9 protein-coding genes and 1 tRNA gene are annotated in these 12,010 nt (G+C 67.2%); 4 read left to right on the plus strand and 6 right to left on the minus strand.

Annotated features, from left to right (window positions below):
- Positions 1-6: 6 nt before the first annotated feature.
- From Q8K49_RS13675 to Q8K49_RS13695, 5 genes are all read right to left on the minus strand, one after another.
- Entirely contained in the window at positions 7-1,170 is a 1,164-nt protein-coding gene (locus Q8K49_RS13675; RefSeq protein ID WP_305306635.1) for an acyl-CoA dehydrogenase family protein, read from the minus strand.
- A 173-nt stretch (positions 1,171-1,343) separates the two neighbouring features.
- On the minus strand, positions 1,344-2,567 hold the full coding sequence (locus Q8K49_RS13680; RefSeq protein ID WP_305306636.1) for a lysozyme: 1,224 nt from the start codon (positions 2,565-2,567) through the stop codon (positions 1,344-1,346).
- Positions 2,568-2,631: 64 nt separating this feature from the next.
- Positions 2,632-4,044: a magnesium transporter gene (gene mgtE / locus Q8K49_RS13685; protein ID WP_305306637.1), complete on the minus strand. Its 1,413-nt coding sequence runs from the start codon at positions 4,042-4,044 to the stop codon at positions 2,632-2,634.
- A 61-nt stretch (positions 4,045-4,105) separates the two neighbouring features.
- A tRNA-Leu gene (locus Q8K49_RS13690) sits at positions 4,106-4,192 on the minus strand.
- Between the two features lie 166 nt (positions 4,193-4,358).
- Positions 4,359-4,667 (minus strand): FliM/FliN family flagellar motor switch protein, encoded by a 309-nt coding sequence (locus tag Q8K49_RS13695; RefSeq protein WP_370867783.1) that lies wholly within the window; start codon positions 4,665-4,667, stop codon positions 4,359-4,361.
- A 30-nt stretch (positions 4,668-4,697) separates the two neighbouring features.
- Here Q8K49_RS13695 and lipB point away from each other — a divergent pair, with 30 nt between their 5' ends.
- The 3 genes from lipB (at position 4,698) to Q8K49_RS13710 (ending at position 8,773) form a co-directional block, all read left to right on the plus strand.
- On the plus strand, positions 4,698-5,417 hold the full coding sequence (gene lipB / locus Q8K49_RS13700) for a lipoyl(octanoyl) transferase LipB (RefSeq protein WP_305306639.1): 720 nt from the start codon (positions 4,698-4,700) through the stop codon (positions 5,415-5,417).
- A 146-nt stretch (positions 5,418-5,563) separates the two neighbouring features.
- Positions 5,564-7,072, plus strand: a complete 1,509-nt coding sequence (locus Q8K49_RS13705; protein WP_305306640.1) for an ATPase domain-containing protein — start codon at positions 5,564-5,566, stop codon at positions 7,070-7,072.
- 3 nt (positions 7,073-7,075) lie between these two features.
- A complete protein-coding gene (locus Q8K49_RS13710; protein WP_305306641.1) occupies positions 7,076-8,773 on the plus strand; it encodes a response regulator in 1,698 nt (565 codons plus the stop codon).
- Between the two features lie 12 nt (positions 8,774-8,785).
- Here the strand turns inward: Q8K49_RS13710 and Q8K49_RS13715 are convergent, their stop codons facing one another.
- Positions 8,786-10,801: an acetyl/propionyl/methylcrotonyl-CoA carboxylase subunit alpha gene (locus Q8K49_RS13715; RefSeq protein WP_305306642.1), complete on the minus strand. Its 2,016-nt coding sequence runs from the start codon at positions 10,799-10,801 to the stop codon at positions 8,786-8,788.
- 234 nt (positions 10,802-11,035) lie between these two features.
- On the opposite strand from Q8K49_RS13715, the gene Q8K49_RS13720 reads away from it, so the two are divergent.
- Positions 11,036-12,010, plus strand: a 975-nt coding sequence (locus Q8K49_RS13720) for a hypothetical protein (protein ID WP_305306643.1), incomplete at its 3' end; no start/stop codon positions are given.

Here is a 12,010-nt window from a genome sequence, read left to right on the forward strand (position 1 = left end):
AGGTTCCTAGCTCCCCAGCAACTCCCGCCCGATAAGGAAGCGGCGGATCTCGTTGGTCCCGGCGCCGATGTCGTAGAGCTTGGCGTCGCGGACCAGCCGTTCGACGGGCCATTCCCGGGTATAGCCGGCGCCGCCGAGCGCCTGCACGGCCTCGAGGCTGACCTTCACCGCGTTTTCGGACGCCAGCAGGATGGCGCCGGCGGCGTCGTAGCGGGTGGTCTTGCCCTGATCGCAGGCGCGAGCCACGGCGTAGACATAGGCGCGGGCGCTGTTCAGGGCGACGTACATGTCGGCGACCTTGGCCTGCATCAGCTGGAACGAACCGACGGCCTTGCCGAACTGTTTGCGTTCGCGGACGTAGGGCAGGACCACGTCCAGCGCGGCCTGCATGATGCCCAGCGGACCGCCCGACAGCACCGTCCGCTCATAGTCCAGGCCGCTCATCAGCACGCCGGCGCCGCCGCCGACCGGGCCCATGACATTCTCGTCCGGGACCTCGCAGTCCTCGAACACCAGTTCGGCGGTGTCCGAGCCGCGCATGCCCATCTTGTCCAGCTTCTTCGAGACCGAAAAGCCCTTCATGCCCTTCTCGATCAGGAAGGCGGTGACGCCGCCGTTGCCCTCGCCGGTGCGGGCATAGACCACCAGGGTCTCGGCGTGCGGGGCGTTGGTGATCCAGAATTTCGTGCCGTTCAGGACATAGCGGTCGCCGTCCTTGCGGGCCTGGGTGCGCATCGACATGACGTCGGAGCCCGAGCCGGCCTCCGACATGGCCAGCGAACCGACGTGCTCGCCCGAGATCAGCCGGGGCAGGTATTTCTGCTTCTGCTCCTCGGTGCCCCAGCGGCGGATCTGGTTGACGCACAGATTGGAGTGGGCCCCGTAGGCCAGGCCGATCGAGGCGGAGGCGCGCGACACCTCCTCCATCGCCACGACGTGCTCGAGATAGCCGAGGCCGAGGCCGCCGAACTCTTCCTCGACGGTGATGCCGTGCAGGCCCAGTTCGCCCATCTCGGGCCAGAGCTCGCGCTTGAAGGCGTTGCTCTCATCGATCCCGGCGGCCAGCGGCGCGAGACGGTCGGTCGCCCAGCGGGCGGTGGTCTCACGGATCATGTCGGCGTTCTCGCCGAGGCCGAATTCCATCGATTGGGGGGCGTTGGGAATGCTCATGACGGCGGCGTAGCACCAATCCTCCCCCCGAGTGAAGCGAGAGCGGGAGGGGGACCGCCCCCGGGTCTCGCCTTCGGCGAGCCCGAGGACAGGCTCCGCGGTGGAGGGGGCCGACTCCGGACACGGGCGGCGGGGATCGGCCCCCTCCACCATGCTCCGATGGGGGAGGACTTCTAGTCCGGCTTGCCCCACCGCACATACAGGTTCCACGACGACACCCCGACGCAGACCACGCCGATCAGGGCGAGGGCCCAGGCGATGACGGTGGTCTCGCCCATCGGCGATGGCTGTTCGACAGCCAGCCGGAAGGCGGCGGCCGAGGCCCCGCAGGCGGCCAGGCCGACGCCGCCCATGATCAGAAAGGCGCCGGTTTCGCTCCAGTCGAAGCGGCGCGGACCGGCGGGCTCGACCTCGTGGCGCAAGACCGACAGGGTCGGCTCGTCCTGGAACAGGACAGTTTCCTCGGCGGCGGGGACCGGAGCGCGCTCGTCCGATGGCCACACGGGGCGCTCGGCCTCGACGAAATCAAGCTCGGTGGCGGGCGTCAGGACCAGCTCCGGGTCCATCGCGGGGAAGGGCGACGGAAGGGGCGCAGCGGACACCAGCGGCGTGACCGGAATGGCGGCTTCGGCCGGCGCTATTTCAGGCTCGGGCGCCGTCGGCTCCGGCTCGGGCGCGACGACGGGCGCAGCGTCCGGGGCTGGAACCAGACCGACCGGGGCGAAGCCGGGAAGGGGGCCGATAATCGCTGCGGCATAGGGCGAATAGCGGTCCAGATTGATCCGCGTCACCGCATCCGCCGGCTGGAAGACCGGGGATTCGAAGGCGGGGGCCTCAGGCACCCGGGCCGGATCGGGCTCGACGGCGGCGGCTTCGGTCCCGGTCGCCGCCTCAACCGGCGGCGGGGGCAGGGGGGCGGCCAGCAGCTCAGCCAGGGTGACCGGCGAGGCCGGATCGGCGACGAACAGCGCCCGCTCGGCGGCGCGGCGGCGCAGGCGGTCGTCGGGGGAAGCGTCTTCGGGCCAGCCGATCAGAGCGTCCGCGGCCTGGCCGGCATGACCCTCGTTCAGTTTTTGCAGGACATCGGAGGCCAGGAAGCGATCGACGCCCACGGACACGGCGAAACTGGCCAGGGCGTCGAACTGGTACTGGTTCAGCGGGCCCCGAACCTGCTCGTTCAGCGCCTTCGTCACCGGCATCAGGTCGTATTGCAGCAGCAGTTCCGCGTCCGCCTCGGCGATGATCAGGCCCTCGCGGGCAGAGGCGGTGTGGCCGTAGCCGATGACCCAGCGACCGTCCTCTTCCTGCACGGCGCGCGGACGAAAGCCCTCAAAGCTCTTGATGAGGACCATCCCCTTGCGGGAGACCTTCAGACGGGGCGTGGGCGTTTCGGACACGGATTGACCCAAATCGAGACGGGCGCGCTCGCCCGAAGAGAGAGCCAGCAAGGGTCGCGCCGCTTTACAACAGCACGATGCTCGCCAGACCGAGGAAGATCAAAAAGCCGAAGAAGTCCGTCGTCGCCGTCACGAACACGGCCGAGGACACGGCCGGGTCGAACTTCAGCCGCGACAGCGTCAGGGGCGTCAGCACCCCGACCGTGGCCGCGACCAACAGGTTCAGCACCATGGCCATGCCGATCACCGCCCCGATGCGCCAGTCCCGGAACCAGAGGCCCGCCGCGGTCCCGATCAGGGGGGCGAGCACCAGTCCGTTGGCCAGGCCGACCGCCAGCTCGCGACGGAAGGTCCGCGCGGCATTGGAGCTGTTCAATTCACGCGTCGCCAGGGCGCGCACGGTCACGGTCAGGGCCTGGGTGCCGGCGTTGCCGCCGATGGCCGAGACGATCGGCAACAGGATCACCAGGGCGAGGATCTGGGCGATCGTGGCCTCGAACCACGAAATGACGATTGAGCCGAGCACCGCCGTTCCGAGGTTGATCGCCAGCCACGGCACGCGGCCGCGCACGATCTCGGACACCGACGAGCCGCGGTCCTCATCCGACACGCCCGCCAAGCGCAGGATGTCCTCGCGGTTCTCTTCCTGGATGATGTTGACGATGTCATCGACGGTGATCTGGCCCACCAGCCGGCCCGCCGCATCGACGACGGGAGCCGAGATCAAGTGATATTTCTCGAAGATGTAGGCGACTTCTTCCTGGTCCTGATCGACCGCGATCGCATTGATCGGCTCCATGATGTCGACCAGGGCGATCGTGCGGGACGCGCGCAGCAGGCCGCTGACCGGCAGGCCGCCCACCGGCTTGTTCGACGGATCGACGATATAGATGTCGAAGAACAGCTCGGGCAGGTCGTCGCCCTGCTTGCGGATGTGGTCGATGGTGTCGCCGACGTTCCAGAACGACGGTGCGGCCATCACCTCGCGCTGCATCAGGCGACCGGCGGAATCCTCGTCATAGCGCAGCGAGTTCTCGATCGCCGCGCGATCCACCTCGGGCATGGCCGCCAGCACCCGCTCGCGCTGGTCGTCCTCCAGGTCCTCGACCACGGCGGCGGCGTCGTCGGAGTCCAGCTCCTGCAGGGCCTCGGCCAGGGTCAGGTGCGGGACGCGCTCCAGCACCTCCTCGCGGATGTTGTCGTCCAACTCGGGCAGGGTTTCCGCCAGCAGGTCCGGCGGCAGCCACAGCACCACCACGGCGCGATGCTCGACGGTGAGAAAGCCCATCAGATCGGCCACGTCAGCCGGGTGCAGGTCTTCCAGCAGTGAACGGAGTCTCAGGCCGTCGCCGGCGTCCGACGCGTCAACGACCTTTTCGACGAACGAGGCCGTCAGGACGTAATCCTCGTCCAGGGCGTCGTGATCGGGTTCATTACGGGAGGCGACAGGCAGGGGGGCGTCTGCGGTTTTGCTCACGCTTGGCCTCCCCTGTTTTCAGATCAGCTGTTCGCCGATGTTTCGCCCTGTCAAAATCAGATGGTGCGGTCGAGAAGACTCGAACTTCCACTCCGGTTAGGGAACAGCGACCTCAACGCTGCGCGTCTACCAATTCCGCCACGACCGCTCGCATCGGAGCGGGGCTGATAGCGGAGAGAGGCGCGGAAGGGAAGGGGCGAAGTGAGTGGCGAGTGGCGGGTGGCGAGTGGCGAGTTTACGGCCCTATGCAGGCGGGCATACCCGGCGGCTGAAGCGGCTGGCGAACACCCTCGCCACTCGCCACCAACCGCTCCTCAGGCCGCCCCCGCCATGAAGTCATACACATCCGCCGCTCGCGTCACCGTGATGGCGATGCGGTCGTCGCGGATTTCGATCTCGCCGCGGGCGACCGGGTGGTTGTTGGCCAGGATCCAGACCTCGTCATGTTCCGAGGCGTCGAGCGGAATCACCGCCCCGCGGCCCATCCGCAGCAGCTGACTCATCGGCAGGACAGAACGTCCCAGGACGACCGAAATTTCGACTTGAACGGCTTCGATCTGACTCACTGGATACTCTGACGCTGACTCTGAGGAGGCGGGTTCGTGGGCGGTCTGGACTTGCATGGCGCTCCTGACCCCCACATTGGAGGCGTCATGCTTTCCCAAGCCTTAAGCGAAACCATATCGAAGCTGGCCCTGTCCAAGCTCCACAGGGCCGACGGCCGCCCTGTCGAATGGGCGGTGTCGGAAGGCTGTGTCGCCTATGAGGCGGCGGTCGCGGCCATGGAGGACCGGGCGGCGGCCATCGCGGCGGGCGAGGCCGGGGAACTGGTCTGGCTGCTGGAGCATCCGCCCCTCTACACGGCCGGGGTGTCGTCGAAAGACGGCGACCTGCTCGACGCGGCCCGCTTCCCGGTTCACCGCAGCGGCCGGGGCGGGCAGTTCACCTATCACGGGCCGGGCCAGCGGGTGGCTTATGTGATGCTGGACCTGAACCAGCGGGGCCGGGACGTGCGGACCTTCGTGCGCGGGCTGGAGCAGTGGCTCATTGGCGTGCTGGGCGAGTTCGGCGTTCCCGCCGATGTGCGCGAAGGCCGGGTCGGAGTCTGGGTAGAGCGGAAAGGGCCGGGCGGGTCCCGTGAAGAAAAGATCGCCGCCATCGGCGTCAAGGTGCGCAAATGGGTCAGCTTCCACGGCGTCAGCCTGAACGTGGAGCCGGACCTGACCCATTTCACCGGCATCGTGCCGTGCGGCATCGCCGAGCACGGCGTCACGAGTCTGGTCGATCTGGGTGTCCCGGCGACGATGGACGAGGCGGACGTGGCCCTCAAAACCAGTTTCCGCCGGGTGTTCGGGCCGGTCGCGGACAGTTGAGCAGGCGGGATTGAACCGAGCCGTCCGCTCGCCGTATCCGCGCCGCCGGCGGCAAGCTGTGCGGTTTTTTGCCCGGAACGAGGAGCCAATTCCGGCAAAGCTCGTTCAATCTCGGCTCAAATCGCGAGCGACGCCCGGGACAGCCGATGACCGCCAAGCTTGCCGCCTCAGCCTTGCCGCGCATATCGACAGGGACTGCCGAGCTGGACACTGTGCTTGGAGGCGGTCTGACCGCGAACCGGTCGTATTTGCTGGAGGGGACACCGGGCAGCGGCAAGACCACGATCGCGCTGCAATTCCTGCTGGAAGGGGTGCGGCAGGACGAACGGGGTCTGTATATTACGCTGTCCGAAACCGCCGCCGAACTGAAGGACGTCGCGCACAGCCACGGGTGGACACTGGACGGGATCGAACTGTTTGAACTGGTCAGCGAGGACGGCCTGCACCCCGAAAGCGAGCAGTCCATTCTGGACCCGTCCGAGGTGGAACTGGGCGAAACCATTGCCGGGGTGATGGCTTGCGTCGAGCGTCTGCAGCCCAGTCGCGTGGTGTTCGACAGCCTGTCGGAAATGCGGCTGCTGGCGCAGAATTCGTTGCGTTACCGGCGGCAAATACTCGCCCTGAAACAGTATTTTTCGACCCGAAACTGCACCGTGCTGCTGCTGGACGACCGCAGTTCGGATCCCGGGGATCTGCAACTGCATAGCATCGCCCACGGGGTCATCACCCTGGAGCAGGCGGCGCAAGAGTATGGCTCGGAGCGGCGCCGGCTGCGCGTGGTGAAGATGCGGGGCGTAAAATATCGCGGCGGTTTCCACGATTTTGCGATCGAGACAGGGGGCGTCGCGGTGTTTCCGCGTCTGGTGGCGGCCGACCACCACAGGGAGTTCAATGAGGCGCTGGTCTCGACCGGCATCGATCAGCTGGACGAGATGTTGGGCGGCGGTCTGTCGCCCGGCACCAACACCCTGCTGAACGGTCCGTCGGGCGTGGGCAAGACCACGACCGCCGTGTGCGCCGCGATCAGCGCGATCGAACGCGGCGAAAGGGCGGCCTATTATCTGTTCGATGAAGGCATCACCACCATGCTGGCCCGGACCAGGACCCTGGGCATGGACCTGCAGCCCCACATCGACAGCGGCATGATGCAGATTTTCCAGATCGATCCCGCCGAACTGACGCCCGGGGAATTCGCCAGCTGGATTCGTCGCGCGGTCGAGAAGGACGGCGTCCGGTTCATCGCCATCGACAGCCTGAACGCCTTCCTGCAGGCGATGCCGGGCGAGAAATACCTGTTGCTGCAGATGCACGAGATGCTGAGCTACCTGAACCAGCAGGGCGTGATCACGGTGCTGATCCTGGGTCAACACGGCATCGTCGGCGATGTCAGGTCCGAGATCGATCTGAGCTATCTGTCCGATACGATCGTGCTGTTCCGCTATTTCGAGTCACGGGGCAATGTGCTGAAGGCCGTTTCGGTCGCCAAGAGCCGCACGACCGAGCACCAGTCGAGCATCCGGGAGTTCCGTCTTGCGCGCGGCGGCGTGCAGATCGGCGAACCGTTGAAGAATTTCGAGGGCGTGCTGACCGGCCTGCCCAACTATCGAGGTTCCACGCCGCTGATGTCCGCCGAACCCGCCGCCGGCCAGGGGTGAGGGGTGGAAGATCGGATCCTGCTGCTCGCCCTCAGGGGTCGGGACGCCGCCGTGATCGAACAAATTCTTGCGCGGGCAGGCCATGAATGCGTCATCTGCGACAGCTGCACCGCCGTCGCGAAAGCGGCGCAACGCGGGGCCGCGATTGCGGTTCTGACGGAAGAGTCCCTGCTGGACACGGACTGCGCACTTCTGGACCAATGGCTGGCGGACCAGCCGTCGTGGTCGGACTTTCCCTTTATCCTTCTGGCGACCAAGCGCGCAGGGCGGCGTCCGCCGGAGGCTTTGCGGATGCTTGAGCGCCTCGGCAATGTGGTGGTGCTGGAGCGACCGGTCCACAGCGAGACCCTTGGCAGCGCCGTTGATTCGGCGATGCGAGGCCGCAAGCGGCAGTATGAGGCGCGGCGCCATTTGGACGAGCTTCGGCTCGCGGAGGGGCGGCTGACGAGCCTGAACGGGTCGCTGGAGACCCGCATCACCGAGCGAACCGAGGAACTTTCGTCAGCGAACAACCGGCTGATGCAGGAGACCGCCCAACGCGAGCGGGCGCAGGCCGCGCTGGCCCAGAGCCAGAAGATGGAGGCGGTCGGTCAGCTCACGGGTGGGATCGCTCACGACTTCAACAATCTGCTGACCGTCATTTTCGGAAACCTGGAGCTGATCGAGCGGCGCACGGACGATGAAAAGACCGCGAAGCTGGCCGACTACGCGCGGCAGGCGGCGGAACGGGCGGCCAAGCTGACCCATCAGCTGCTGGCGTTCTCGCGTACCCAGAACCTGATGCTGGAGGCGGTGAATCTCAACGCCATGCTGCAAGGGATGCACGATCTGCTGGGGCGCACCATCGGGCCCATGGTGCGGATCGAGATGGCGCTGGACTCCGGGTCGCCCTGGGCCAGGGCGGACGGCAACCAGCTGGAACTCGCTGTCCTGAATCTGGCGATCAATGCGCGTGATGCGATGCCGACGGGCGGCATTCTGAAGATCGGCACGAGCCGGCGTCAGGCTGCGGGCGGTGATCTGTCACCGGGGGACTATTCGGTGGTCATGGTGGCGGATTCTGGCTCCGGCATCCCGCCCCACCTGTTGGCCAAGGTGTTCGACCCCTTCTTCACCACCAAGCCGATCGGCAAGGGCACGGGGCTGGGGCTGAGTCAGGTTTACGGAATCGCCCAGCAGTCCGGGGGGACGGTCCGGCTGGAAAGCGTGGAGGGTCAGGGCTCGACCGTCGAAATATGGCTTCCGGCGGCCGAGGCGGTCGCAGCAGGGGCGGGCGAGGCGGCCTTGCCTGACACCGTGGTCGATGGGCCACGGGAGCGCATCCTGGTGATCGACGACGACGCCGCGGTCCGGCGGTTCATCGTCGAATGCCTCGAGGGCCTCGGCTACCGCGTGGATCAGGCCCCGAGCGGCGAGGAGGGCCTTGGGTTGATCGGGAGCCTGGCTCCCGACCTGACCATCGTCGATTACGCCATGCCCGGCATCAGCGGCGTCGACGTCGTGGAGAGAGCCCGCGTGATCGCTCCGGGGATGCCGATTATCATGGCGACGGGCTACGCCGACATGGACGCAGTCGACCGGGTGATGTCACTGTCGAACGTCTTGCGCAAGCCGTTCCGGCTGTCCGAACTGGCCACTGCCGTCAGAGGGGCCTTGACCGCTGCCGAAGCCGAACCGGAAAGTGTGACGCTGCCCGGCTGAGCCTCGGACCGGCTATTCGAACTCCACCAGAACATCATCCGCCGCCACGGGATCACCGGCTGCAGCGCCCACGGCCTTCACCACGCCGTCGCGCTCGGCCTTGAGGATGTTCTGCATCTTCATGGCCTCGATGATGGCGACGGTCTCGCCGGTCTTGACCTCCTGGCCGACGATCACGGGAATGGCGACGACGAGGCCCGGCATGGGGGACTGGATCAGCTTCGACGTGTCGGCGGCGACCTTCTCCGGCAGGCGGGCGTAGAGGGCGGCGACGGCGGGGGTCAGGACGCGGACGCGGGCGCGGGCGGCGCGGGTGCGGATGACGAAGCCGTCGGCGACGCGGCTGACTTCGGCGGTATAGGGCGCGCCGTCCAGGGTGGCGCGGAACTGGGCGAGGCCGGGGCGCCAGTCGATGTCGGAGAGCAGCAGGGCGCGGTCCTCGCCCACCAGTTCCAGCGTCAGGGCCTCATCGTCATCATAGCCGAGCGAGACGCCGTGAGCGTCGCCCGGGCCGGTTCCCCCCCCTGATCCCAATGGGGCGACCAGCACGATCCAGTCGGTGCGTTCGGAGGGGTCGCCGGACTGTTCCGAGGCGATCTCATTCATGGCCGCAGCCGTGGCGATCAGGATATCGGTCTGCCGCCGGTCGGGTAGGAGGCCGTGGAAGCCCTCGGGGAACTCGTCCTTGATATAGCTGGTCGAGATGTTCCCCGAGCGGAAGCGCGGCTGATCCATGACGGCGGCGAGGAAGGGGATGTTGTGCCCGACGCCCTGGATGTGGGTGTCTTCCAGCGCCCGGGCCATGCCGTCGACGGCGGCGTCGCGGGTCTCGCCCCAGGCGCACAGTTTGGCGATCATGGGGTCGTAGAACATGCTGATCTCGTCGCCCTCGCGGACGCCGGAATCGTTGCGGACGGTATATCCGTCGGCGTGGGGGCCTTCCCGGGGCTGTTCGTAGCGAATCAGGCGGCCGATGGAGGGCAGGAAGCCGCGATAGGGATCCTCGGCGTAGATGCGGCTCTCGATGGCCCAGCCCTTGATGGCGAGGTCCGTCTGGGCGAAGGCGAGTTTTTCGCCCCAGGCCGAGCGGATCATCTGCTCGACCAGATCGACGTCGGTGATCATTTCGGTGACCGGATGCTCGACCTGAAGCCGGGTGTTCATCTCGAGGAAGAAGAAGGATTTGTCCTGTCCTGCGACGAACTCGACCGTGCCGGCCGAGTCATAATTCACGGCCTTGGCCAGGGCGACGGCCTGGGCGCCCATGGCGGCGCGGGTCTCGGGGTCGAGGAGCGGGGAGGGGGCCTCCTCGATGACCTTCTGGTTCCGCCGCTGGATCGAGCACTCGCGCTCGAACAGGTGGACGACGTTGCCGTGCTTGTCGCCCATCACCTGAATCTCGATGTGGCGCGGGTCGATGATGAATTTCTCGAGGAAGACACGGTCGTCGCCGAAGGCACCCAGCGCCTCGGCCTTCACGGCGGCGAAGCCCTCGGCCATGTCGGCGTCGGAACGGGCGACGCGGATGCCCTTGCCGCCGCCGCCGGCCGAGGCCTTGATCATGACCGGATAGCCGATCTGGTTGGCGATGGTGATCGCCTCTTCCGTCGATTCGATCAGGCCCATGTGGCCGGGAACGGTGGAGACGCCGGCGGCGGCGGCCAGTTTCTTGGAGCTGATCTTGTCGCCCATGGCCTCGATGGCTTCGGGGTTGGGGCCGATGAAGGCGATGCCTTCGTCGCGCAGGCGGCGGGCGAAGCCGGCGTTTTCGGACAGGAAGCCGAAACCGGGGTGGACCGCCTGGGCGCCGGTCCGGCGCACCGCCTCGACGATCCTGTCGGCGAGCAGATAGGACTGGGCCGCGGGGGCCGGGCCGATCAGCACGGCCTCGTCCGCCATCTCGACCGCCAGCGAACCGGCGTCGGCCTCGGAATAGACCTGCACCGTGGCGATTCCCATGCGGCGGCAGGTCTTGATGATGCGGACAGCGATTTCGCCGCGGTTGGCGATCAGGATTTTGGAGAACATGCTGCGGTCTTTGGCGTCTTTGAATCTGAGGCGAACGTGATCGCGGCGTGAGGGGTCCGCCCCGATTAGGCCGCGATCCCGCGTGAGTAAACCAGACGGGGCGTTCACCTGAGCCGGGTATGGGGTTGGCAAGGGCGGTACCGATGGGGTTTAACCCCGTTCCAGTCCCGTTCATCTCCGCCCGATCATTCTGATCCCGTCCCTGTCCCGCTTACTGGCCCGGAGCCTGACCTGATGTCTCGCATGCTTACCTTCGCCGCCGCTTCCGCCTTCACCCTAATTCTGGGCGCCAGCCCGGTCGTCGCCCAGGACTTCCGGGCCCTGGCTCGGCACGACCTGCAGAAGATGCATGACGAACTGGCGGCGAACCATCCGGCGCCGGCGTTGCCGGGCGCGGCGAGCCAGACCTTCCAGTCCTGGCTGGGCGCGGGCCTGCAGGACGCCCTGGGCCGGGCGAACGACGTCAACAGCGGCGACAGCCACGCCTATTTGCTGCGCTACTACGCTGGCGGGTTCCGCGATTCGAACATCCGCGTCGATCCCACCTTCGAGGGAATGGGTCCGTATTTCGGCATCAGCTGGCCGGGTTTCACGACGGGGTGGCGCAACGGCCGCTATGTGGTGACCTATGTGAAGCCGGGCACGCGTGGCGCGCCGCGGGTCGGCGACGCGGTCGTCGAGTGCAATCTCACCCCGATCGAGGAATTCGCCCGCAACAAGCTGGACCGTTGGGAGGGCAACCTCGAGACCGAGGCCGGGCGGGTGACCTCGGCCCCCTATCTGATGTGGAACCGGAACAATCCGTTCGCCGCCGGCGTCCCGTCGATGTGCAGCTTCCAGTCGGGCCGCGGCCGTCCGCGCGATATCCAGATCCGCCCGGTCCCGATGGCTCCCGGAGACCTCGAGGCCGCCTATCGCGCCACCGTCTATATGCCGCCGGCCACGCCGCTGGCGGTGGAGACGGTCAACGGGCGGCCCTGGCTGCACGTCCACTCCTTCGCCGACAGCGCCGGCTGGCCCGCCTTCAACGCGGCCGTCGAGGCCCAGGCCGCGGCTCTGCGTGGACCTCAGGGCTTTGTGCTTGATCTGCGCGCCGCTCGCGGCTCGGGCGAGAACTCCTCGACCGCGCGGGGCTACGGCCTCGCCAACCGCATCTGGACGCCCGAGTTTACCGTCAGTCGCCAGCCGGCGGCGGGCGACATCACCTAC

The sequence above is a fragment of the Brevundimonas sp. genome, from assembly GCF_030682035.1.
Lineage (GTDB): Bacteria > Pseudomonadota > Alphaproteobacteria > Caulobacterales > Caulobacteraceae > Brevundimonas.

What these genes read in the sequence shown, in the direction of transcription:
- Q8K49_RS13715 (WP_305306642.1), bottom strand. Translation starts at nt 10,801, where the DNA reads ATGTTCTCCAAAATCCTGATCGCCAACCGCGGCGAAATCGCTGTCCGC.
- Q8K49_RS13675 (WP_305306635.1), bottom strand. Translation starts at nt 1,170, where the DNA reads ATGAGCATTCCCAACGCCCCCCAATCGATGGAATTCGGCCTCGGCGAG.
- lipB (WP_305306639.1), top strand. Translation starts at nt 4,698, where the DNA reads ATGCTTTCCCAAGCCTTAAGCGAAACCATATCGAAGCTGGCCCTGTCC.
- Q8K49_RS13695 (WP_370867783.1), bottom strand. Translation starts at nt 4,667, where the DNA reads ATGCAAGTCCAGACCGCCCACGAACCCGCCTCCTCAGAGTCAGCGTCA.
- Q8K49_RS13705 (WP_305306640.1), top strand. Translation starts at nt 5,564, where the DNA reads ATGACCGCCAAGCTTGCCGCCTCAGCCTTGCCGCGCATATCGACAGGG.